Below are 22959 nucleotides of genomic sequence, written 5' to 3' on the forward strand. Positions count from 1 at the left end.
CTGCATCGTCGGGCGTGGTGGTGGTCGGGGTTGCTGCATCGTCGGGTGTGGTGGTGGTCGGGGTTGCTGCATCGTCGGGCGTGGTGGTGGTCGGGGTTGCTGCATCGTCGGGCGTGGTGGTGGTCGGGGATGGCGCATCGCCGGGTGTGGTGGTGGTCGGGGACGCCGCATCATCGGGCGTGGTGGCGGGCAGGGGCGCTCCGCCAGGCGCGCGATACCGGCGGCATCGGCGAGTTCGGTAGCGTCGGTGCTCATGATCAGCCAATCCGCGTGCGACCGGTATCGGAGTTACGCGTGCGTGGGGGCGTGGCGATGGGGGTGAAGTCCGCGCTCGATGCGCTGCGGGGCGGAGCGGCGTCCGAACTGCTGGACCGGGTGGTCCGGGACGGGGGAGATGCGGTGGAGGGGAAGCCGCGCGGGTGGCTCGGCGGATTCATATCGGTGTCGTGGCTGTTTTATATGGTCGGGCCGATCATCCAGAGTTGGGTGAGCGGGGACCGGTTGACCGCGGTTCTGGCGACCGCGGCACTGCTGGCCTATGCGGCATTGATCGTCGGATCCTTCATCGTTTTCCGGCGGCCCAGTCACAGCGACGCGCTGGTGGACCGTCCGCTCGACCGGCGCATGTGGCCGACGCTCGCGGCCATGACATCGTGCACCGCGGCGCTGATCGCGCTGCTCGGCCCGGTCGCCTTGCCGACCTCGATCTTTGTCGGCGTGATCGCCGTCTTCCATATGCCGCCGCGCGAATCGGGATATGTGTCCTTCGCGGTCATGCTCGCGATGCTGCTTGTGCCGGTAGCGCTGCCGAGCCTGTCCGGTGTGCCGTTCTATGTATCGTTCGTGCCCGTCGTGGTCTGGGTGGCCAGGCAGCTCGGGGTGCGCGGTGAGCGATTGGCCGAGCTGACCCGACGCCAGCGGGCCGAGCTCGCGATCGTCGAGGAACGCAACCGCGTGGCGCGCGACGTGCACGACATCCTCGGCCATTCGCTGACCGTAATCACGGTGAAAACCGAACTCGCGCAACGCCTCATCGATGTGGATCTGACGCGGGCCAAGGCCGAGATGGCCGATGTGGAGCGGTTGGCGCGGGAGGCGCTGGCCGGGGTGCGCGACACCGTCGGTGGTCTGCGCGAGGTATCGCTGCGCGGTGAATTGGCCAATGCGCGAACGGCATTGACGGCCGCCGGTATCGATGCGGCACTTCCGGATGTCGCGCAACTGCCCGATATCCGCGATAGTGAATTGTTCGGCTGGGTACTGCGCGAGGCGGTGACAAATGTGATCCGGCACAGCGCTGCCCGGCACTGCACGGTCATCGTGACCGGTACCAGCATCGACGTGGTCGACGACGGTCGCGGGATCGGCAAACCCGAGTCCGGATCGGGACTGTCCGGCCTGCGCGAACGGGTGCGGGCCGCCGGGGGAACATTGATGCTGTCCTCGCCTGAAGGAGGTGGAGTTCGTGTGCGTGCCACGGTGCCCGCTGTCGAGTGATCCGGAAATCGGCCGGGGTCGCGCATGATCCGACTGCTGCTCGCCGACGACCAGGCGCTGGTCCGCGGCGCCCTCGCCGCGCTGCTCGGCCTCGAAACCGATCTGGAGGTGGTCGCCGAGGTCGGTCGCGGTGACGAGGTCCTCGCCGCCGTGGCCCGCACGACACCCGATGTGGCGCTGCTGGATGTGGAAATGCCGGGCCTGGACGGTATCGCGGTCGCGGCGCAACTGCATGCCGCCCATCCGGAGCTGCGCATTCTGATGGTCACGACCTTCGGCCGTCCCGGCTATCTGCGGCGTGCAATCGACGCTGGCGCAAGCGGATTCGTCGTCAAGGACACTCCGGCCCGCGAACTCGCGGATGCGGTGCGCCGAGTCCAGATGGGCTTGCGTGTGGTCGATCCTGCACTCGCCACCGAAACCTTGACCGTCGGCACCTCGCCACTGACCGCCCGCGAACGCGAAGTCCTCGCCGCCGCGGTCGATGGTGCGACCGCGGGCGCGATCGCCAAACAGCTGCACCTCTCGGAAGGCACTGTCCGCAACCACCTGTCGTCCGCCATCGGCAAAACCGGAACCACCACCCGCGCCGAAGCCGTACGTACCGCCGAACGCCTCGGCTGGCTCTGAGCCGTCGCCCGCGCAGTCCGGGCAGCAGCCGATTGCGCTACCGCATAACCAGCGCCTACCTCGCCAAGTCACTAATTGTGCGAGGTAGCGACTGCGACTGGATATGCGGCGCCTCATCCGAGTAGGTCGCCTCGAGCTCGGGCACGTCATTCGGCACGAAACGCTCGAAAAGGCCCGGTACCGGTTGCCGCGCACAAAATCGGGCGGGTCAGCGGCGGCTGGATGCGACTCCTGCCGCGTCCGGTCTCGTTAGGGCTGATGCGCCATCCGAGGCCTGTGTCGAACGGCCAGAGCGCACGTCGGACTACGTGTCGACCGAGTGGGCAGTGGGCTGGCCGAACGGCAGCAGGGTCTGCACGCCACGAGCCAGGGTTTCCGGATCCACGTCGCCGATGATCAAGTGTTGCAACATGAATCCCGGTACTAGGCCCACGGTCGCCGTCGCTACTGCGCGGATGTCGGTGTCCGGGGGTAACCAGCCGACCTCCACCATGCGCTCGACGTACTCGTGCCACCGGTCCCGCATGGCACGCACGCCATCCTTGACGTATTCGGCCGCCTTCGGGTCGATAAGGGCCAGCGCCCACGCCTGCGGCGCGAGCCGGACCGGACCGTCCGGACCACTCCGCTCGACCACATGTTCGGCGATGACCTGTATGAGTTGAGCCGGGGTCGGTAGCGGATCGGACCGGAGTGCGTTGGTCATCGCGGTCCGCACCTCGACGGTGGCCTCGGTGGCCAGCGCCGCGATGATGTCGTCCTTGCTCTTGAAATAGCGGTAGACCGCCCCGGCCGAGAGCCCTGATTCGCTGAAGATGTCCTGCATCGAGGTCTCGTGGAAGCCTTTGCGGGCGAAGCAGAGCTGGGCGGCGTCGAGGATCTGCTGTCTGCGGCGTTCCAGGTGTTCTTCGCTGACTCGGGGCATATCCTAAAAATAAAACGAATGCTCGTTCTTGACAAGTCCAACGGGGCGTGCGACGGTATCCACATCGAAAGAGAACGATCATTCGATTTTCGGGAGAACGTCATGAATACCACCCAGCGGGCGCTCGCCGTGGGCGTCGGCGCGGCCCTGCTCCAGGCCTTGATGCTGATCGCCTTCGGCTGGCCGGCGGCCCATATCGCGCCGCGCGATCTGCCCATCGCCGTCAGCGGCCCGCAGTCCGCGATGGTCGCCGACAAACTGGCCCAGCACGATCCCGACGCCTTCGATATCACCAATCCGGCCGATGAAGCGGCGGCTCGCGACGCCATCGAGAACCGCGACGTCTACGGTGCCATCATCACCGGCGGCGGCGCGCCGCGCGTCCTGGTTGCCTCCGGTGCGAGTCCCGTTGTGGCGCAACAACTCACCGCGATCGCCCAGCAGCTGTCCGGTGCCCCGGCCGCGGCGGTGGAGGATGTGGTCGCCGCCGATCCCGATGATCCGCGCGGTGCCGCCTTCGGGGCGATGGTATTGCCGCTGGTCATGTCCGGTATCGCGGCCGGTGTGCTGCTCAGCCTGTTGATCCCGACGGTCGGTGGTAAGGCGATCGGCCTGTTCACCTTCGGTATCGCGGGTGGACTGCTGAGCATCGTGATCATCCAGACCTGGATGTCGGTGGTGCCGGGTCCCTACCCGACACTGGCCGCGGTCGCCGGTCTGGTGTCGTTCGCGGTCTCCGGCGCGGTCGTCGGGCTCGCCACCGCGGTCGGCCGCGCGGGCATCGGCATCGCCGCGCTGACCATGCTCCTGGTCGGCAACCCGTTATCGGCCGCGACCTCGGCCCCGGAACTGCTCCCGCAGCCGTGGGGCGCCGTCGGTCAGCTGCTGCCTCCCGGCGCCGCTGCCTCGCTGCTGCGCTCGGTCGCCTTCTTCGACGGTGCCGCCGCCACCAAACCCCTTGTGGTTCTGATCATCTGGGCCGTCGCCGCGATCGCCCTGCTCGGCGTCGGCGCACTGCGTGGCCGCCGTCAATCGGCCGATCCAGCGCCGGTGCCGTCCGGCGAAACGGTCGCCGTCTGACCGAACCTCGCCTCGAAATCGACCGCAGGCCACCGCTACCGGGTGATCCGGTAGCGGTGGCCTGCGGTGTGCTCAGCTGATGGTGAAGGCGAGTGAAGTAGTCGTAGAAGGCGTTCAGTCCGCCATGGTCGATCGGCCGTTCTCGGCCCCCGGTTGTCCTTGGCCGACAGTGCTTTCCGTGGCGGCCGTCGTGGTTGGTACCACTTTGATGTCCCCGTCACGAGCGCGGCGGAGCTGCCGATGAGAACGGCGGCCCATATGAGCGGCATTACATCTCGGCGTGGTTCGCCTTCGCGCATTCGCAGCAGGTGCCGAAGATCTCCATGGTGTGGCTGACCTCGGTGAACCCATATTCGTCCGCAATGGTTTCGGCCCAGGCCTCCACGGTCGGGCCCTCCACCTCCACGGTGCGTCCGCAGTGTCGGCACACCAGATGGTGATGGTGTCCGGTGGAGCACTGTCGATAGACGGACTCTCCGGTATCGGTGCGCAGCACATCGACGAGTCCGGCATCGGCCAGCGACTGCAGGGTGCGATAGACCGTGGTCAATCCGATGCCCTCGCCGCGGCGGCGCAATTCGTCGTGCAACTCCTGCGCGGAGCGGAACTCCTCGATATCGCGCAATAGTGCGGCGATCGCGCTGCGCTGTCGGGTACTGCGGACGCCGACCGGCTTATCCGGCAAGACCGTTTTATCTGGCACGTTCACCCTTCCTCGGCATGCGCCACGGCGTCGACAACTATATGCGCCAAGTGGTCGTCGACGAGTTCGTACAGCACCTCGCGGCCGGAGCGTTCTCCGTGCACGACGCCCGCGGACTTCAGAATCCGCAAATGCTGGCTGACCAGCGGTTGGGTGACGCCGAGGACATCGACCAGCTCGTGCACGCAGCGCGGCGATTCGCGCAGCTGCAGCACAATGGCGATGCGCACCGGGGCGGCAAGGGCGCGTAACAGCTCGCCCGCATCCTCCAGGACGGTCCGCGAGGGCACCGGCGCCGGTGCGGGTGACCGGTACGGGTTGTGCGGATGGGCGGTAGCGGTCTCGGCGGTCATCGAACCAACTCCTTATTGGAAAGCGATCCCATTTTGATATGCATAGTTGCGCATGTCAAACGCGCGCGCTCTGGTCCGCGTGACCAATTCGAGGGGGTGCGTCGAGTGTCGACGACTCCTAATGCCTGTGGCGGTGCAAGATCGCTTGGTTCCGGCCGATACGCTGTAGGCAATCAAGTCCTACAACACATCAAATTCGATACGGCATACAAAAGAGGCATCGGGCACGCCCGGTCCAGCCGATCCGAATCCGACTCGTAGTGGATGGAGAATTCTCGAGTGGCACCCAAGTCGAAGGTGGACACCGTTGCCAACCTCGCCAAGCGCCGGGGTCTGGTGTACCCGTGTGGTGAGATCTACGGAGGCACCAAATCGGCGTGGGACTACGGTCCGCTGGGTGTCGAATTCAAGGAGAACATCAAGAAGCAGTGGTGGCGTTCGATGGTCACCAGCCGCGAGGATGTCGTCGGCCTCGACTCGTCGGTGATCCTGCCGCGTCAGGTGTGGGTCGCCTCGGGCCACGTCGGCGTATTCAACGATCCGCTGGTCGAATGCCTGAACTGTCACCATCGGCACCGGCAGGACCACCTGCAGGAGGCCTACGCGCTCAAGCACAAGATCGACGATCCGGACTCCGTCTCGATGGAGCTGGTGGCGTGCCCCGACTGCGGCACCGTCGGCCGCTGGACCGAGCCCCGCGATTTCAACATGATGCTCAAGACCTACCTCGGCCCGATCGAATCCGAAGAAGGTCTGCACTACCTGCGCCCGGAGACCGCGCAGGGCATCTTCATCAACTTCGCCAATGTGATGACCACCGCGCGCAAGAAGCCGCCGTTCGGTATCGCGCAGATCGGCAAGAGCTTCCGCAACGAGATCACCCCGGGCAACTTCATCTTCCGCACCCGCGAATTCGAGCAGATGGAGATGGAGTACTTCGTCAAGCCGGGCGAGGACGCGGAATGGCACAAGTACTGGATCGACACCCGCTTCTCCTGGTACACCGACCTCGGCATCGATCCGGAGAACCTGCGGCTGTTCGAGCACCCGAAGGACAAGCTGTCGCACTACTCGGCGGGCACCACCGATATCGAGTACCGCTTCGGCTTCCAGGGCAATGAGTGGGGTGAGCTGGAGGGTATCGCCAACCGCACCGACTTCGACCTGAAGACGCATTCGGAGCACTCCGGCACCGATCTGAGCTACTTCGACCAGACCACCAATGAGCGCTACACCCCGTATGTCATCGAACCCGCGGCCGGTCTGACCCGCTCGCTGATGGCATTCCTGGTCGACGCCTACACCGTCGATGAGGCGCCCAATGCCAAGGGTGTGATGGAGGAGCGGATCAGCCTGCGTCTGGATCGTAGGCTCGCGCCGGTGAAGGCGGCCGTGTTGCCGCTGTCGCGCAATGCGGATCTGACGCCGAAGGCGAAGGACCTCGCCGCGCAGCTGCGCAAGAACTGGAATGTCGAATTCGACGATGCGGGCGCCATCGGCCGCCGCTACCGGCGCCAGGACGAGATCGGCACGCCGTTCTGCATCACCGTCGACTTCGACACCCTCGAGGATCAGGCGGTCACCGTCCGCGAGCGCGATTCCATGGCGCAGGAGCGGATCGCGCTGGACAAGGTGGAGGGCTACCTGGCGCAACATCTGATCGGCGCCTGAGTGGGGTAACGACCAACGCCCGGTCGCGCTGCGCACGGCTGACCATCCGAGGGCACCGCGCGCACCCCGTGGAGCGCCCGCTCCGCCATGGCGGACAGCGCGGCCGGGTCGAACACCGTTGGGTGACAGGGTAAGCGCGGATCAGTGCCGCCAGGTCCGCGCCGAGAACGCCGCGATGCTGCGGCGTTCCGGCGCGATGGTTGCTATCTCGAGGAAATCCGCCGGGTGCGGCCGGGCGTCTGCGGTGATCGGCCCGCTGATCGCGGATTACCTTGCGCTGCAGCCGAATTCAGCGACTATCCGGTTTCCGTTGACTCGACTGGACGATCATCCCGATCGCGGTCGGGATCAGCAGTGCGCACCCCCACGGCACCGCCACCCAGAACGGCCAGAAGTATCCCGCGCCGGTCGCCACCCAGATCGTGAGGCACAGCGCGTTCACCGCGGCCCACGGAATCCACATGATGATGACCCACTGTGGCACCCGCTGGGCCACCGTCGCCGGTTTTCGTGACACGGGCAGATCTGACAGCAGCGGACGCAGCTCGCCGTAGGTCTTCGCGGCGTAGACCTGTTTCAGTCGATCGTCGTATTCGTGCAGCGACAACCGGCCGTCGTTCATCGCCACCCGCAATTGTTCGGCGATCTTGTCGCGGTCTGCGTCCGATGCCCGCAGCCTTTCCTCACCCACGGGTGCCAGCTTAGGGCCTGATGTCCTCAGTGGCAGTGTGATTCGGGGCTGTCGTAGCGATCGTGGTGCAGCGCCTCGCCGACATGCTTCTGCCTGCCCAGCGGGGTGAGGTCCAGGAAATTGTGGGTGCCGATGTGGATGTCGCCGCCCCGGCCATAGGACGAATAGGTGTGGAACACCGAACCGTCGTCATCACGCCAGAACACACTGGTGCCGGGCAGCTCGCCGTGGCTGAAGTAGCCCTGGCCCGCCGCCTCGAGTTCGGCCTTGGTGCGGTAGTTGTATTCCACAGGTGCGATGGATTCGTCCTGGGTGACGTGGAAGTCGTAATTGAAGTCGCTGCCGAACGAGGAGTACATCGGGAACGTCCACCCCATGCGCTTCCGGTACCCGTTCAGCCTCTCCCAGGGTCCGCGGGAGATCACCGCGAAACTGGTGTCCTGGGCGTGTAGGTGGGCCAGATGCCCCACGTTGTCGAGGAACAAGGCGCAGCTCGGACAGCCCGTGTCCAGATCCCACAGCCACATCATGTGGTAGACGATCAACTGGCGGCGCTTTTCGAACAGGTCGGACAGCTCGACCTCGCCCGTCGGACCCTCGAATACGTACTTCTTATCGATGGCAACCATCGGCAGCCCGCGGCGCTTTTCGGCCAGCGCGTCCATGCGATGGGTGAGTTCCTTCTCTTCGGCCAGCAGGCTCTTGCGAGCGGTCAACCATTCCGCGCGGGATACAACGGCCGGACGATTCATGATCATCTCCTAGTTTCGGCAAGACCGGTCAACGTAGGTAGACCCGGCGGCCGCGCGGAAATCATCGGTCCGGTGCGAACGGCGTGGAATTATTTCGCGGTGTTGCTCCGTTGACGCTCGATGTGCCGTATGTCACCTACTAGGCGGGAGTCGGATATGGCAAGAGGTGTGAAGTTCGATCGCTATGGCGGAATCGAAGAACTCCAGGTAGTCGAGGTGCCGACGCCGACGGCGGGCCCGGGACGGGTGGCTGTCGAGGTCGTCGCGGCGGGGATCAATCCGGGGGAGGCTTTGATCCGGACGGGTGCGCTGCACGACCGCTGGCCCGCGACCTTTCCGTCCGGCGAGGGCACCGATTTCGCGGGTCGCGTCGTCGATATCGGATCCGGTGTCGGCGGGGTCGCGATCGGCGACGAGGTGCTCGGTTTCACCGACGATCGGGCCAGTCATGCCACCCATGTGGTGGTGCCCGCGGTACAGGTCACACCCAAGCCGGCGGGGCTGGACTGGGATGTCGCGGGCTCGCTCTATGTCGCTGGCACAACGGCTTTCGCCGCGGTGCGGGCGGTGGCCGCGGGACCGGGCGATACGGTCGTGGTCTCCGGGGCCGCGGGCGGTGTCGGCTCGATCGCGGTGCAGCTGCTGCGGGCAAGGGGCGCAACGGTTCTCGGCATCGCGAGCGAGGCCAATCACGGCTGGTTGCGCAAGGTCGGGGTGGTCCCCGTGGCCTATGGCGCCGGGCTGATCGATCGGATCCGAGCGGCCGCCCCCGATGGCGTCGACGCGTTCATCGATACCTTCGGAGCCGATTATGTGGAGCTCGCAATCGAACTCGGCGTGCCGGTCGAACGCATCGACACCATCATCAACTTTGCGGCCGCCGAGAAGTACGGGGTGAAAACCGAGGGCAATGCCGCGGCGGGCACCATCGATGTGCTGGCCGAACTCGCCGGGTTGGCCGCCGCGGGCGCGATCGAGGTGCCCATTGCCGCGGTCTACCCGCTCGACAAGGTCCAAGAGGCCTATCGCGAGCTGGAGCAACGTCACACCCACGGCAAGATCGTGTTGCATCCCTGACGTCAGAGCGGTACGTCCCAGAAGTCGTACTCGTGGTGCATCCCCTGTAGGAAGAGCCGCTCCGCGCGGTCCGGATCACCGCCCGCGTCGTCGAGCATTTGCCCGCAGCGGCGGGTCAGGGCGGTGAATCCGGGATCGGCGTAGGTGTCGACCCAGCGCCGGTACCGGGGCTCCGACGGCGGGTTCTCGGCGAGAATGGCGCCGAGTGTCGAGTACCCCCACATACAGGGGTACAGCGCGGCGAGTCCGTCGGCGTAGGACGCGGCCGACTCCAGCAGGAACGCGGTGTACGCTGCGCACGGCGCACCCTTCGTTGCGCCGTCGAGGTCAGCGCCGAACTCGGCGGCCAGCTCGCGGTGCAGCGACAGTTCCTCGTGGTAGGTGGCGTGTGCGAGGTCCACCAGATCACCGAGGTGTGCCGCGGGCGCCTGCCAGGCCAGCCGGGCGAACACCCGGACATAGTCCAGCAGGAACAGATAGTCCTGTTCGAGCCAGGATCGGAACACCGGCTCCGGCAGCTCGCCGGTGGCGATGCCGACTACCGTCGGGTGCTTCAGCTGGCTTTCCACCAGCGGAAATCCGAGCTCGTGCAGATGTGCCGTAAGACTGATGTGTGCCGCGGGACTCATGTGGGCAGTCTCTCTCAGTCGGAGCGAGTTCTGGTTTGCGCCCCGGTCTGCTGTTGCCGCACGCTGTGCGATGTGTCGTGGGATGAGGAGGATTTGGTGCGGGTGTTGGGTGCCTCGGAACAACGTTTCGTGCGCGCGGGGACCTACACGGGACGGTCCGTCACGGTCGTCGGTGATCTCGATACGACCGTGTTGGGAGCCGCCTTCACCGCGCTACAGCGTGCCTACCCGGTGGTGACCTGCCGGATCGCGGAGGACAGCACGGGCCGGGGGTATCTGCTGCGGCCGGGTGAACAGCCGGTGGTCGGCATGACGGCAAGTCAGGGGGATCCGGATGTGGTCCGGATTCCGGATTCGATCGATCCGGCCGGACAGCTCGCATACCTGGATGTCGTGCTCTCTGCGCGGGGCCGGTCGCGCGTCACGCTGTTCGTCCACCACAGCATCGCCGACGCTGGCCACTGCGTCGAATTGCTCTCCCGACTATGGGACCTCTACACCGATCACCTCGAATTCGGTACGACAACGGTGGTACCGCACGACTACCCGCAATCACTGGAATGGCATGTGGCCGCGCGCGGCATCGCCCGCGGTTCGGTCTCCGGATTCGAGGATGTGACCCGTCCGCTGGAGGTTGCGGTCGTCCCGCCCGCACCCGCGATCGCCGCGCCACCATCGATGGTCCGGCCCCGGCGCATCATGCTGGACGAGCAGGCGACCGCGCGCATCATCGGCCTCGGGCGGGTGCCGGGTGTGACGGTCAACGGCTTGGTCACCGCCGCCCTGTTGCGTGCCTTCGCCTCGGAAAAGTCCGGGGTCACCGGGGATCCGGTTCCGCTCGGCTGCCTGTATCCGGTCGACCTGCGCACCCGCCTCGAGCCGCCCGTCCCGCGCGCCGAGGGCACCAATATGGCGGGCCTGGCGTCCTTCGCCGCCCAGGTCGACCGCTCCGCGGACATCCTCGAACTGGCCGAGCGCATTTCGCATCGGCTACAACGCGACCTGGCCGAGGGCGTCGTCCAGCAGTCGGTCCTGCACTTCCCGAATTACTACGGCCCCACCAGGATCCACTCCCTGGCCGGGCACGTCGCGGTCACCAATACCGGTGCCGTCCCCGCCTTCCGGATCCCGGCGACCATCACACTGACCGATTACGAAATCGTCTACGTCTCGGCGCATCCGCGTCCGTCCGCGGGTGCTGCCGCAGCGGTCACCTTCCTCGTATACACCTTCGAAGGCCGACTCACCGTCGGCGTACTCGGCGGCGGTGATGGCGACCGGCTCGTGACCGCGGTACGCGACGAGTTGACCGCTCTCGCGGAGGAAGCCGTCAACTCCTGAGGGCGCGGCGGCTTTCGCCGCGCTATTGGAAGGTGGCGTGCGTCGGTCGCATCACCATCACGACTCGGCGCTGGTGGTCGGCGACGGGGCGCTCATAGGGCAGGTCGTAGCGGCGGGCGAGCACATCGAAGAATTCGCCGTTCGGATCGGGCTCGATGGCCTCGATGACGCCGCGGACCTCGAGGTAGCGATAGGGCTTGTCCGGGTCGTTGATGCTCACCGCGACGTCGGGATTCTGCTTGGTATTGACGGCCTTACGCCGATCGATTGTGGTGGTGAAGCGCAGCCGCCCGCCGTCCCAGACCTGCCACACCGGAGTCACCTGCGGGGTGCCGTCGGGGTTGAGCGTGGCGAGGTGGGCGAACAGCGGTCGCGATAGTAGATCGGCGTGGCTCTCGGGGATCACGGGATTGTCCATGCCTTTAATAGTATCAAAGCTTTGATAGATGTCCTATCATTGACACTCATGGAAATGCCAGCGCACGAGCGGCTCGGTCTGGACGTCAAGCGTGCCGAGCAGGAGCTGATGGCCGTCAAACATGAGGCGGTCAAACCGCTTACGGTCCCGCAGTACGCAGCACTCTACGCATTGTCGGACAATCCGGGCATCTCTGCGGCCGCGTTGGCGCGCGCGTGTCTGGTTACGCCGCAGGCGATGACGGTCGTGCTCAAGAATCTGCAAGAGCGCGGACTGGTTGAGCGGACGCCGCACCCCTGGCACCGCGGTGTGCTGGAGACCAGGCTGACCCCGGCGGGTCGCAAGGCCTTCGCCAAGGCGGATGCGAAGGCCGCGGCCATCGAACGCCGGGTGGCGGATGCGTTCACCGCCAAGGAGCGCGAACAGTTGCGGAAGTTGTTGACCCGCTTCACCGAGGCACTGCAGCAGTGATGCCGGTCGGCGTGGGAATGCGGGCGCCGAATCGGTAGGTTCGTAGGAAATGCTGCTGGCGCGGCTGGTGATCGATGAAAGCGGGTGTTCGGACGGTGCGGACCAACGGAGACCGGGAACACGGGGGTGGGCTGGCAGCCGCCTCGATCGGGGCAGCTGCGCTGGGAGTCGGCGAGTTGATCGCCGCGACCCGCGGCGATTCGCTGATCGATGCCATCGGCCGGGTGATGACCGATATCGCGCCGGTGCCGGTGGTCGAGACGACGGTCGCGCTGTCCGGCAAGCACGATAAGGTCGCGACGCGGATCGGCGTCGGGGTCGGTGCTATTGCCGCGACGGTCGGGCTCGGGGCGCTGTCCGATCGCGCGCGCACGCCCGCGGTCGCCGCCTTCGGTGCCACCGCGGCCGCACTGGGTTTGCGCCGACCGACCCGATCGCCCGCCACGGTCGCGGGTGCGGCGGCCGCTGCCGGTGTGCTCGGTATCGGGCTGCGCAGGCGGCCCCGTGGGCTGTTCGGCACGCTGGTGTGGGCAGGGGCCGGTGCCGGACTATTGGTGGCGGCGCGGGTGCTGAATCGCGACTACGACCGCAGGCAGCACGAAGCGATCGATCGCGTCGGCCCGATGGGCGGCATCTCGGTGGTGCCGCAGGACGGGTTGGAGGATGAGCCCGGACTGTCATCGCTGATCACCGCCAACCGGAGTTTCTATGTCGCCGACGTCAATCTGAGTCCGCCGCGCATCGATCCGGCCCGCTGGCGGCTGTCGGTCACCGGAAGGGTCGCCCATCCGCTACGGCTGTCCCTGACCGAATTGGCCACGGATGCGGTGGAATTCGACGCCGTCATGGTGTGCGTGCACAACCGTCCCGGCGAACGTCGCGCGGGCAATGGTCGCTGGTACGGGGTGCCACTGGCCAAGGTGCTCGAACACGCGGTCCCGGAAACCGGGGCGACCCGACTGGTCACCAGAGCCGTCGACGGTTACACCATCTCGCTACCGGTCGAACCGCTGCGCTCCGGCGAGTGGCCCGGATATGTGGTGATCGGCGTGAACGGTGCGCCGCTCGCCCCCGAGCACGGGTTCCCGGCTCGCATCTTCGTGCCCGGTCTCTACGGTCAGTACACCGGCGCGAAATGGCTTGCGGAACTCGAACTCACCGATGACAGTCACATCGACTACTGGTGGAAGCGCGGCTGGCCATCGGAGCCGATGTGGGTGACGCCACAGGCGCGCATCGACGTGACCGCACCCGGCCGCGCGGGGGCGGGCACCACCAGCATCGCCGGTGTCGCCTGGGCGCCACCGCACGGCGTCGACGGTGTGGAACTGCGCATCGATGAGGGCGATTGGCGCCGGGTCGATCTCGGCACCGAAACCGCCCCCGCTGCCTGGCGCCGCTGGCGGACCACGCTCGACCTGTCCGCAGGCGAACACACCCTGCAGGCCCGCGCCATCAGCCGCTCGGGCGAGGTGCAAGACGGCACTGCACGCTCACCCTTCCCCTCCGGCCCCTCCGGCTTCCACACCGTCACCATCAAGATCTGACCGGGCGAGGCCGCTCCGCTCGCGTTGCCGCGGCGCCGTGCCACATCGCGCGCCGTGTTGACCGGCGTCTTGTCGAATCGCGCGCGACGTTGGGCCGCCGCACCGTATTGAGCCGAGACCTCGTTGGGCCGCTGTATGCGTTTGCCGCGGGGTGTTGGGCTGCCGGGCCGTCTTGTGCTGCGGAGTCGAATTGGGCTGCCGGGCCATGTTGGGCTGCCGCCACGCGTTGCGCCGCTCCGCGTTGGGGCGCGCCCACTCGTTGGACCGCCGCGGGGTGTTGGGCTGCCGGGTCGTGTCGGGCTGTGCCCTGATGTTGGCTTGCCGCGTCTTGTGGGCTGCCGCGCACAGTGTTGGATCGCCGCACTTCGTTGGATCGCGGACCCGCGCCGTATCGGACGCGGGGTGAACACTCCCGCACCCGTGTCGAGATCTGTGTGGGCGTCCGAAAGGTGCGGGAGTGCGGGGTGGTTATGCGGTGTGGATGGGTTCCTGGAGTTCGGTGACCCAGCCGCTCGGGTCCTCGGTGAACTCGAGGGTTACCTCGCGGCCGGGTCCGGCGGAGCGGTATCCGTTGGCGTCGATCCATTTGCCGAGGGACTGCCATGGTTCCAGGACCTCGTCCATGCTGCCCCGGTGCACCACTGTCGCCGCCTGCGGCACCGCGGGCAGGTCGACGATCGTGAATTCGTAGGCGGCGGCGGGGTCGGCATTGACCGGCATGGCGGCGTGCACGTGTACCGAACCGTCCGGCTGCTCCTCGTAGTAGGCGATCCCCGGACCGACGATATCGATGCTCGCCTGCGTCAACCGGGCGCACAGTTGCTCGAACAATGGCCCGACCACCGGCCCGATCGTCTGCGGCTCGAAATCGCTGGCGACACCGGTCAATTCGGCGACCCGGACGGCCGGAATGGACTTGATGACCACATCATTGGCGGGCATGGCGCCCTCCTTCTCGATAATGCGGAGCCGCGTCTCGACCTGGACGAGCCGGGCGCGGTCGCCGGTGATCCGCTGCTCCAGCTCCGCGCGGCGCAGCGCGAGCATGCCGCGCAGTTCCGCGGTGTCGACCTTGTCGTCGAGGATCCGGCCCACCTGTTCCAGGGTGAAGCCCAGATCCTTCAGCGCGACAATGCGATTGAGCCGAGCGAGCTGGCCGCCCGCGTAATAGCGATAGCCGGTAGCGGCGTCCACCCGATCGGGCCGCAGTAGCCCGATCGCGTCGTAGTGACGCAGCATCCGCACCGATACCCGTCCGTGTCTGGCGAAGTCTCCGATACTGAACATGACGGCTCCTGGTCTATGGCCTCACACGATGTCAGGGTCAAGCCTCAGAACCGACCACCCCGGCTGATCCGGCGGGATCCGCTGGAGCCGCCGTACGACCCCGGGGTATAGCCGCCGCCGGGCCGTTGCCGGGCGGCAGTGCCCGCGCCCCGCAGCAGTCCCTCGATCAGAATTCCGCCGAGTACCGCGCCTGCCTGCGCGGTCCCCGATGGCGGCTGGCGGCTCTCCCAGGCCCGCACGCTGGACTGCGCTTCCCGCAGTGCGCGACCGCCCAGATCCGCAGCGGCCTGCGCGCTGGCCAGGGCCCGGGTCGGATCAGTTGCGGAAAGCTGCTGTGCCGCATCGAGATTGCGCTGCGCCTCGGACAATCGGGTGCGTGCCTGCGCATCGATGCCGCCGCGTCGGGTGGTGATGTAGTCCGATGCCGCGCCGATCCGGGCGCTGGCATCGGCGAGCGCCCGGTCGAGTCTGCGCCGCAGCTCCTCGGCGGCGAGTTTGCGGTCGGTGGCCGCCGCATTGGCGAGGTCGAGTGCGGTGTCGGCGGTGACCGCGGTGTGGAAGGCGTCGAGCGGATCACTGGTGGCGGTGGCCGTGGCGCTGGTCAGGGCCTTCTCCGCCGCAGTGATGGCGGCTTGCAGCTCGGCTCCGCCGTAGCCCGTGAGCGCTTTCGCGCTGACGATATCCGCGCGCAGTTCCGCCAGTGCGGCGGGCAGCCCGTCGGTCGCCTGCTGGATATTCGTCGCCGCATTGTCGACGGCGTCCAACAACGTACGCGCCTGCCCGATCGCGCCTTCCGCGGACCGGATCGCCGCGACCGCACCGCCCTGCTTGCCGACCGGTTGACCAACGGCATCGCGGCCCGCATCGATGTTCTGTTCGGCGAAGGTGATTCGCTCCCGCGCCATGGTCACGTTATCCCGCACGGGTGCGAGCACACTGGCCGGATACGCGGTGGTGAGCCGGGCGAGTTCGGTCTCGGAATTCGGCACGCGACCGGTCAGCTCGACCAGATCTTGTGTCAGCCCATCCAATCGAGTGGCGGCATTGATGAGCAGATTCCGCATTGCATCGAATTCGGCCACCTGGCCGTCGAGTTCTCGATCGGCCCGCCCGACCGTACCGATCAGCTCGACCAGCATGGTGCGCTGCTGATCCGGCGTCTCGGGAATATCGTCATCCAGCTGCTGCCGGATCGAGAATGCCCTGGCGGCAGCGGCTTTCGCATTCGCCAAGGCGGTGCCGAACGGGGTGACCGCGGTCGTGCCGAACTCGCCGGTCGCCAGATCCAACTCCTCGGCACTGATCCGCACCGCATTGTCGATCTCCACCAGCACCTCCTTCGACCTGGCCTGCAGCGCCTCCAGCGATAAGGCCGCCAGGGCGGTGGAATTGTCCGGGTCCAGCTGCCGTGCCGCCGCCAATTCGGCACGTCTGCGGTCGCCGCGCCGCTTGCGCGAATACAGCACCAGCCCACCGACGACGAGCGCGATCACCCCGGCGACGATCAGCAGCGTCCATCGGCTGATGCCGCCGCCGCGCATCGCCGAATCCAACCCATCCGCCATCGCGACCCCGGCGTCCGCCCATCGGCCGTCGCGCAGTGCGGGCTCCACATCGCGCGTCAGCACCGCGTCCAGCTCGGAATCGCTGACACCGCTCGGCAATTCGCCATGGAACGAATACGCCCGATCCTGCGTCGCGACTGCCAGCAACACATCGCGTCCGCCGAATCCGGACAGCGTCGCCGTGCGATCGGCCCACTCCGGCGGCTGCATCCCATTGAAATCGCGCACATAGACAACCCAGAGCCGCAGCTGATGATCGGCGTAGAGGTTATCGACCGCCGCCGACACCCGATCGAGCTGTCCCTGATCGAGTACCTGGGCCGAGTCGACCACATACGGTCCCATCCGCAGCGGCGGATCCGCGCTGACCGGGCCCGCGACCAGCGCGACACACAGGAACCACACGCTTATTACCACCGAGGCGGCCCGGCGGATCGGACGAATCGGCGCTAACAGCGGCATGGGATGAATCTAGCTGGCTAGCATCGATCCGTGATCACGATCGACCTGCCGTACACCGGTCACGTGTCCCCTGGATCGAATCCGCAACAGCGGGACGTCCCCGGTGCCCGCATCATCAAAATGTCCGTCGGCGGGATGGACAACAACTGTTATCTAGTGCAGTGCGGCGCCACCGGGGCCGCACTGCTCATCGACGCCGCCAATGAACCCGACCGCATTATCGAACTCATCAACCAGGAAACGCCGGACCGCGTCGCCCTGGTCGTCACCACCCACCAGCATCCGGACCACTGGTGGGCCCTGGAAAAGGTCACGGCGGCCATCGGTGCACCGACCGCCGCGCATCCGCTCGACGCCGATCCCCTCCCGGTGCGCCCCGACCGACTGCTCGCCGACGGCGATCTGATCGAGATCGGCGAGCTGGCCTTCGAGGTCATCCACTTACGCGGACACACTCCCGGCTCGGTCGCCCTCGCGCTTGTCGACGGCCCGGGCGTGCATCTGTTCACCGGTGACTCCCTGTTCCCCGGCGGAGTCGGCCGCACTACGAATCCGGAGGATTTCACCTCGCTCTACACCGATGTCACGACGAAGATCTTCGACCGCTATCCCGACGGCGCCATCGTGTATCCCGGTCACGGTGACGACACCACGCTCGGCACCGAACGTCCGCACCTCGACGAGTGGCGGGAGCGCGGCTGGTAGGCCGAGGACGGCTCACACCGCCAGGTCGCCGCGCGGATGCAGGCTCTCGAACATCCGCTCGCTGCCCTGTGCGCCGTACCCGTCGGCGACCTGGCGATCGACGAGATTTCTGATTGCGCCGATGACGTCCAGGTCGACGCCCGCATCGCGGCTGGCCGAGACGATGGCGTCCAGGGCGGCCTTGGTGAAATCCAAGGGCTGGAACGGTTTCGAGTAGTCGCCGGAGTCGATGGTGGCTCCGGCCCTCGGCAACGATCCAGTCATCGCGGCCAGCCAACCCGATGCCCGGTGACCGAAGTCCTCGGCCGAAATGCCGATCGAACGAACCATGGCGGCGCCGTGGTAGAAGCCCGCGAACATGGTGTACATCGCGGCGAGCAGGGCGAAGTCGACGAGTGCGGCCTGTCCCGCGTCCGCACCGAAATACTCGGCGCTGCCCAGTGATTCGAGGGTGGCGCGGTGGGTGTCGAAGACCGATTGTGCGCCGCTGTAGAGCAGCGACGAGCCGGGCAGCCCGATCATCGGCGGGGTGGCCATAATGCCGCCATCGAGGAAGTCGATGCCGTGACTCGCGGCCCATTCGGCCAGTTCGCGCGAGCCGCGTGGCTCGGTGCTGGTCAGATTCAGCAGCGCGCGGTCGGCCAGGATGTCGGCAACCGGGTCCAGCACCTCGTGTACGGATCGGTGGTCGAACAGGCAGACCACCACGAGATCGCTCGCGGCCACCGCTTCGGCAACGGTCTGCGCCGACTTCGCCCCTGCTGCAACCAGTTCCGCGTCCCGGCCCGCGCTGCGATTCCAGACCGTTGTCGGATGTCCGGCGCGCACGAAGGCACTCGCAAGCGCCTGTCCCATCGCACCGAGCCCGAGCACGGTCACCGATGTCGTCATATCTCCACTCCTGAACGTTTTCGAAGGTTTTCGAAGGATCTGGCGCCGGAATTCATTCTCGAATTCCACTGTGGGAACGGCAAGTACTTACAAATAAGTCCAGTACTTACCAAAAGGTAAGTATGGACAGTCGGTATCCGTCGGTGACGCACTTATCGCTGATGACCTGGCAAACTTGGTGAGGTGAATTCGGCGTCCCTGGCCTCGGCTCCCGGATCCGCCCCATCGCGCGCTGCCGGGGGCGGACCACTGCGCTGGGCTCGACGGCTGGTCACGGGCGCGATCTTGATGGGTGCGGTGCTGGTCGGCGGCACCGCATTCCGGGTGTGGCAGGTGGCGCGCATCGACGACTACACCAAGGCCGATGCGATCGTGGTACTCGGTGCCGCGCAATACTCCGGCACGCCGTCAACGGTTTTCGAGGCGCGACTCGACCAGGCCTACAAGCTGTTCAAAGCCGGTGTCGCGCCAAAGGTGATCACGGTGGGCGGTAAGCAGCAGGGTGATCTGTACACCGAGGCCGCCTCCGGCAAGAACTATTTGGAGGAGCGAGGGATACCCGCTGACCGAATTCTCGCGGTCGAAACGGGTTCGGACACATTGCGCAGTATCGAGGCGGTCGCGACGGCCATGAGCGCCCGGGAGATGTCATCGGCAGTGCTGGTCAGCGATCCATGGCATTCGCTGCGCACCAGAACCATGGCCCGTGACGCCGGACTGGACGCATGGACTGCGCCCACTCGTACCGGGCCCGCCGTATACACCAGGGAGTCGCAGGCGCACGGAATCGCCAGAGAGACCGGCGCTTTGCTCTGGTATCAACTCACCCACTTCTCGTCGGACTTCAAATACTCAGCGGGGCAGTGAGATTCGATGAGTGCAGCATTGCGTAGCGATTCGATAGGGGCGGTGGTCGGGTGACGGGTAGGCATCGCTATACCGAGCACGATCGCGAGCGCATGGTGGTCGAGGGCGCCAAGACCGCCGGACTCGGCCCGCCGCGCAGTGAATTCGAAACCGGTCACCGCACCGAATTCGCCCGCGACCGCGCCCGGGTGCTGCATTCCGCGGCGCTGCGCAGGCTCGCCGACAAAACCCAGGTCATGGGGCCACGTGAGGGTGACACCCCACGCACCCGCCTGACCCATTCGATCGAAGTGGCGCAGATCGGGCGCAGTATCGCCGACGGTCTCGGCTGTGATCCAGATCTGGTCGATCTGGCCGGACTGGCGCACGATATCGGCCACCCGCCCTACGGCCACAATGGTGAGACTGCTCTCGACAGTTTCGCCGACGCGTTCGGCGGATTCGAGGGCAATGCGCAGAATCTGCGCATCCTCACCCGGCTGGAACCGAAGGTTCTCGATGCGGACGGGACCAGCGCGGGTTTGAATCTGACCCGCGCCGCTCTCGACGCGGCCATCAAATACCCTTGGGGCAGAACAGGTTCGGGCACCAAATTCGGTGCGTACGATATCGACATGGACCGCCTGGAATGGGTGCGCAAGGATGCGCCGGACGGTCGTAAGAGCCTCGAATGTCAGATCATGGACTGGTCCGATGATGTCGCGTACTCGGTGCACGATGTCGAGGACGGCGTGATCGCGGGGCGCATCGAATTGCGGGCCCTCGCCGATCCCGCGGAACAGGCCGCCCTCGCCGAACTCGGGCACGGTCAGCACCGGTCGCTTTCGGTGGACGACCTCGTCGGCGCCGCCCAGCGGCTCTCCGAACTGCCGGTGGTATCCCGAGCTGCGTCCTATGACGGAACCCTCGCCAGTTCGGTTGCCTTGAAGCACCTCACGAGTGAACTGGTCGGCCGCTTCGCCACTGCCGCGATCATGGCCACCCGGGCGGTGGCCGGGGCACGTGCGCTATCCCGATATGCCGCCGACCTGGAGATTCCGCCGATCGTCGCCGCCGAGGTGGCAATGCTCAAGACTGTCGCACTCCGCTATGTCATGTCCGATCTGGATCACAAACAGCGCCAAGCCGTGCAGCGCGAGCGGATTCTGATGGTCGCGAACCGACTGCTGGCGACGGCACCGCACGGTTTGGATCCGCTGCTGCTGCCGTGGTGGCATGCCGCGACCGACGACACCGCGCGGGTCCGGGTAATCGTCGACCAGATCGCGTCGTATACCGAGAGTCGGCTCGAGCGCGTATCGCGGTCGCTGGCCGAATAGCCCGCTGGTTCAGACGCGTGACCAGCCGCTGGGCGTGTCGAGGCCGGACTAGCCTAGACTGACCGCCGTGGCCGGACGACTCCCTGATCGCGATATTGCGGCAATACGCGAACGCGTCCGGATCGAAGATGTGGTGGGGGAGTACGTCGCTCTGAAGCGAGCGGGTGCGGACTCCATGAGGGGCCTGTGCCCCTTCCACGACGAGAAGTCGCCGTCGTTCCACGTGCGGCCCAACCACGGCCTGTACCACTGCTTCGGCTGCGGTGAGGGCGGCGATGTCTTCGCCTTCCTGCAGAAGGTCGAGCACATCGGCTTCGTCGAGGCCGTCGAGCAGCTGGCCGACCGGATCGGCTATCAGATCAACTACGAGGGCGGCGGCACCTCGGTGCAGCGCGATCGCGGCACCCGGGCCAGGCTGGTCGCCGCCAACGCCGCCGCGCACGAGTTCTACATGGCCAAACTGCGCGAGCCCGAGGCCGAGATGGCCCGCAAGTATCTGACCGACCGCAACTTCGACGGCAATGCCGCCCAGCAGTTCGGCTGCGGCTACGCCCCCGCGGGCTGGGACACGCTCACCAAACATCTGCTGCGCAAGGGTTTCGACGTCAAGGAGTTGGAGGCGGCCGGGCTGTCGAGGCAGGGCCAGCGCGGCCCGATCGACCGGTTTCACCGGCGGCTGCTGTGGCCGATCCGCAATCTCGGCGGCGACGTCATCGGCTTCGGCGCACGTAAACTCTTCGACGACGACACCATGCCCGGCAAGTACATCAATACGCCGGAAACGTTGCTGTACAAGAAGTCTCAGGTGCTCTTCGGCCTGGACCACGCCAAGCGTGAGATCGCCAAGGGCCACCAGGCGGTGGTGGTCGAGGGCTACACCGACGTGATGGCCATGCACCTGGCCGGGGTGAAGACCGCCGTCGCCTCCTGCGGCACCGCCTTCGGCGACGAACACCTCGCGCTGCTGCGTCGCCTGCTCATGGACGACAACTTCTGGCGCGGCGAAATCATCTACACCTTCGACGGTGACGCGGCCGGACAGGCGGCGGCGCTGAAAGCCTTTGCGGGCGACCAGAAGCTGGCCGGACAGACCTACATTGCCATCGCCCCCGACGGTCAGGATCCGTGCGAGCTGCGCCAGCGCTCCGGCGACGGCGCGGTGCGCGATCTGGTGGCCCGGCGAACTCCGTTGTACGAGTTCGTGATCCGCGGCCTGCTCGCCGACCACAACCTGGATACCGCCGAGGGGCAGGTGGAGGCGCTGCGCCGGGCGGTACCGGTGGTCGCCCAGATCAAGGACAACGCGCTGCGCAAGGCGTACGCGACGAAACTGGCCGGATGGGTCGGTTGGGACGACATCCAAACCGTGGTGCGCCGGGTCGGCGAGGAAGCCAAACGCCACCGCAACGGTGGCCGTCCGGGCGGTCGTGGCTCGGTTGCCAGCGCGGCGCAACCCAGTGCGGTCGTCGCCGAACACCCCGCTGCCCGTCCCAACCCGAACGACCCGACGCTGCTGCCGCAACGGCAGGCGCTGGGCGCGGCACTGCAGTACCCGGCAATGGCGGGTGCGGTCTTCGACTCGATCGAAACCGAGGCTTTCACCCATCCGGCCTATGCGGCCGTTCGGGCATTGATCGCCGAGGCGGGCGGCACGGTGTCCGGGCTCGGGGGCGCCGAGTGGGTCAATGCCGTTTCCGACGGCACCGATGACCTGACCATGCGCGCGCTGGTCTCCGAACTGTCCGGTGAACAGATGCCGGTGAAATCCGCCAACGACATTCCCCGCTTCGTCACCGGCGTCCTTGCGCGTGTCCAGGAGGCCTGGGTCGGCCGCCAGATTGCCGAACTGAAATCGAAGCTGCAGCGCGTGTCCTCAACTGAACAAGCCGAGGCCTATATGGCGCTGTTCGGCGATCTCGTCGCGCTGGAGCAGTACCGCAAGAGTCTGCTCACCCAGGCGATGGGCAATCACGACGACTTCGCCGCGGGCTGAGTACTACTGCTGTTTCGGTGACTTCATCGTTGACCGGTGGTGATTCCGGCGGGCTCGGTTAGTGGCGAGTACCCAGTGGCGTGGC

General features: G+C 66.6%; 23 protein-coding genes. 13 read left to right on the forward strand and 10 right to left on the reverse strand.

Going from position 1 to position 22959, the window contains the following annotated elements:
• From ABZ293_RS16170 to ABZ293_RS16180, 3 genes are all read left to right on the forward strand, one after another.
• Nucleotides 1-242, forward strand: a 242-nt coding sequence (locus tag ABZ293_RS16170; RefSeq protein ID WP_355181236.1) for a hypothetical protein, incomplete at its 5' end; no start/stop codon positions are given.
• Between the two features lie 70 nt (nucleotides 243-312).
• Complete coding sequence (locus ABZ293_RS16175; RefSeq protein WP_355181238.1) at nucleotides 313-1497, forward strand: sensor histidine kinase; 1185 nt, start codon at nucleotides 313-315, stop codon at nucleotides 1495-1497.
• A gap of 24 nt (nucleotides 1498-1521) precedes the next feature.
• Nucleotides 1522-2127: a response regulator transcription factor gene (locus tag ABZ293_RS16180; RefSeq protein ID WP_355181240.1), complete on the forward strand. Its 606-nt coding sequence runs from the start codon at nucleotides 1522-1524 to the stop codon at nucleotides 2125-2127.
• A 304-nt stretch (nucleotides 2128-2431) separates the two neighbouring features.
• On the opposite strand, the gene ABZ293_RS16185 is transcribed toward ABZ293_RS16180, so the two are convergent.
• Complete coding sequence (locus ABZ293_RS16185; protein ID WP_355181242.1) at nucleotides 2432-3052, reverse strand: TetR/AcrR family transcriptional regulator; 621 nt, start codon at nucleotides 3050-3052, stop codon at nucleotides 2432-2434.
• Between the two features lie 102 nt (nucleotides 3053-3154).
• Between ABZ293_RS16185 and ABZ293_RS16190 the strand changes: the two genes are divergently transcribed.
• Nucleotides 3155-4132, forward strand: coding sequence for a hypothetical protein (locus ABZ293_RS16190; RefSeq protein ID WP_355181244.1), 978 nt, complete (start codon nucleotides 3155-3157; stop codon nucleotides 4130-4132).
• Between the two features lie 268 nt (nucleotides 4133-4400).
• Here ABZ293_RS16190 and ABZ293_RS16195 read toward each other — a convergent pair whose 3' ends face one another.
• Both ABZ293_RS16195 and ABZ293_RS16200 read right to left on the reverse strand, forming a co-directional pair.
• Nucleotides 4401-4835: a Fur family transcriptional regulator gene (locus tag ABZ293_RS16195; RefSeq protein ID WP_355181245.1), complete on the reverse strand. Its 435-nt coding sequence runs from the start codon at nucleotides 4833-4835 to the stop codon at nucleotides 4401-4403.
• Nucleotides 4836-4837: 2 nt separating this feature from the next.
• Nucleotides 4838-5188 (reverse strand): metalloregulator ArsR/SmtB family transcription factor, encoded by a 351-nt coding sequence (locus tag ABZ293_RS16200; protein ID WP_354955947.1) that lies wholly within the window; start codon nucleotides 5186-5188, stop codon nucleotides 4838-4840.
• 279 nt (nucleotides 5189-5467) lie between these two features.
• Here ABZ293_RS16200 and ABZ293_RS16205 point away from each other — a divergent pair, with 279 nt between their 5' ends.
• Nucleotides 5468-6859, forward strand: a complete 1392-nt coding sequence (locus tag ABZ293_RS16205; RefSeq protein WP_355181247.1) for a glycine--tRNA ligase — start codon at nucleotides 5468-5470, stop codon at nucleotides 6857-6859.
• A gap of 289 nt (nucleotides 6860-7148) precedes the next feature.
• On the opposite strand, the gene ABZ293_RS16210 is transcribed toward ABZ293_RS16205, so the two are convergent.
• Nucleotides 7149-7550, reverse strand: coding sequence for a DUF1707 domain-containing protein (locus tag ABZ293_RS16210; RefSeq protein ID WP_355181248.1), 402 nt, complete (start codon nucleotides 7548-7550; stop codon nucleotides 7149-7151).
• Between the two features lie 26 nt (nucleotides 7551-7576).
• Complete coding sequence (locus ABZ293_RS16215; protein ID WP_355181251.1) at nucleotides 7577-8302, reverse strand: DUF899 domain-containing protein; 726 nt, start codon at nucleotides 8300-8302, stop codon at nucleotides 7577-7579.
• Between the two features lie 156 nt (nucleotides 8303-8458).
• On the opposite strand from ABZ293_RS16215, the gene ABZ293_RS16220 reads away from it, so the two are divergent.
• Complete coding sequence (locus ABZ293_RS16220) at nucleotides 8459-9379, forward strand: NADP-dependent oxidoreductase (protein ID WP_355181253.1); 921 nt, start codon at nucleotides 8459-8461, stop codon at nucleotides 9377-9379.
• 2 nt (nucleotides 9380-9381) lie between these two features.
• Here the strand turns inward: ABZ293_RS16220 and ABZ293_RS16225 are convergent, their stop codons facing one another.
• Nucleotides 9382-10008: a transcriptional regulator gene (locus ABZ293_RS16225; RefSeq protein WP_355181255.1), complete on the reverse strand. Its 627-nt coding sequence runs from the start codon at nucleotides 10006-10008 to the stop codon at nucleotides 9382-9384.
• A gap of 72 nt (nucleotides 10009-10080) precedes the next feature.
• Between ABZ293_RS16225 and ABZ293_RS16230 the strand changes: the two genes are divergently transcribed.
• On the forward strand, nucleotides 10081-11349 hold the full coding sequence (locus tag ABZ293_RS16230) for an acyltransferase (protein ID WP_355181256.1): 1269 nt from the start codon (nucleotides 10081-10083) through the stop codon (nucleotides 11347-11349).
• A gap of 22 nt (nucleotides 11350-11371) precedes the next feature.
• On the opposite strand, the gene ABZ293_RS16235 is transcribed toward ABZ293_RS16230, so the two are convergent.
• Entirely contained in the window at nucleotides 11372-11767 is a 396-nt protein-coding gene (locus ABZ293_RS16235) for a PPOX class F420-dependent oxidoreductase (RefSeq protein WP_354955961.1), read from the reverse strand.
• Nucleotides 11768-11815: 48 nt separating this feature from the next.
• Between ABZ293_RS16235 and ABZ293_RS16240 the strand changes: the two genes are divergently transcribed.
• Both ABZ293_RS16240 and ABZ293_RS16245 read left to right on the forward strand, forming a co-directional pair.
• A complete protein-coding gene (locus tag ABZ293_RS16240; RefSeq protein ID WP_355181258.1) occupies nucleotides 11816-12238 on the forward strand; it encodes a MarR family transcriptional regulator in 423 nt (140 codons plus the stop codon).
• Nucleotides 12239-12333: 95 nt separating this feature from the next.
• Nucleotides 12334-13785 carry a molybdopterin-dependent oxidoreductase gene (locus ABZ293_RS16245; RefSeq protein WP_355181260.1) on the forward strand — a complete coding sequence of 484 codons (1452 nt, stop codon included), beginning with the start codon at nucleotides 12334-12336 and terminating at the stop codon, nucleotides 13783-13785.
• 468 nt (nucleotides 13786-14253) lie between these two features.
• Here ABZ293_RS16245 and ABZ293_RS16250 read toward each other — a convergent pair whose 3' ends face one another.
• Nucleotides 14254-15072, reverse strand: coding sequence for a MerR family transcriptional regulator (locus ABZ293_RS16250; protein WP_355181262.1), 819 nt, complete (start codon nucleotides 15070-15072; stop codon nucleotides 14254-14256).
• A 44-nt stretch (nucleotides 15073-15116) separates the two neighbouring features.
• Nucleotides 15117-17099, reverse strand: a complete 1983-nt coding sequence (locus tag ABZ293_RS16255; RefSeq protein WP_355181264.1) for a TPM domain-containing protein — start codon at nucleotides 17097-17099, stop codon at nucleotides 15117-15119.
• A 30-nt stretch (nucleotides 17100-17129) separates the two neighbouring features.
• Between ABZ293_RS16255 and ABZ293_RS16260 the strand changes: the two genes are divergently transcribed.
• Complete coding sequence (locus tag ABZ293_RS16260; RefSeq protein ID WP_354955971.1) at nucleotides 17130-17804, forward strand: MBL fold metallo-hydrolase; 675 nt, start codon at nucleotides 17130-17132, stop codon at nucleotides 17802-17804.
• Nucleotides 17805-17816: 12 nt separating this feature from the next.
• Here ABZ293_RS16260 and ABZ293_RS16265 read toward each other — a convergent pair whose 3' ends face one another.
• On the reverse strand, nucleotides 17817-18764 hold the full coding sequence (locus tag ABZ293_RS16265) for an NAD(P)-binding domain-containing protein (RefSeq protein WP_355181266.1): 948 nt from the start codon (nucleotides 18762-18764) through the stop codon (nucleotides 17817-17819).
• A gap of 219 nt (nucleotides 18765-18983) precedes the next feature.
• Between ABZ293_RS16265 and ABZ293_RS16270 the strand changes: the two genes are divergently transcribed.
• The 3 genes from ABZ293_RS16270 to dnaG all read left to right on the forward strand — a co-directional run bounded on the left by ABZ293_RS16270 (nucleotide 18984) and on the right by dnaG (nucleotide 22874).
• Nucleotides 18984-19562, forward strand: a complete 579-nt coding sequence (locus ABZ293_RS16270) for a YdcF family protein (RefSeq protein WP_355181561.1) — start codon at nucleotides 18984-18986, stop codon at nucleotides 19560-19562.
• Nucleotides 19563-19612: 50 nt separating this feature from the next.
• Nucleotides 19613-20881 (forward strand): deoxyguanosinetriphosphate triphosphohydrolase, encoded by a 1269-nt coding sequence (locus ABZ293_RS16275; RefSeq protein ID WP_355181268.1) that lies wholly within the window; start codon nucleotides 19613-19615, stop codon nucleotides 20879-20881.
• 67 nt (nucleotides 20882-20948) lie between these two features.
• Nucleotides 20949-22874 carry a DNA primase gene (dnaG, locus tag ABZ293_RS16280; protein WP_355181270.1) on the forward strand — a complete coding sequence of 642 codons (1926 nt, stop codon included), beginning with the start codon at nucleotides 20949-20951 and terminating at the stop codon, nucleotides 22872-22874.
• Nucleotides 22875-22959: the final 85 nt, after the last annotated feature.

The sequence above is a fragment of the Nocardia sp. NPDC005998 genome, assembly GCF_040614395.1.
Taxonomy (GTDB): Bacteria; Actinomycetota; Actinomycetes; order Mycobacteriales; family Mycobacteriaceae; genus Nocardia.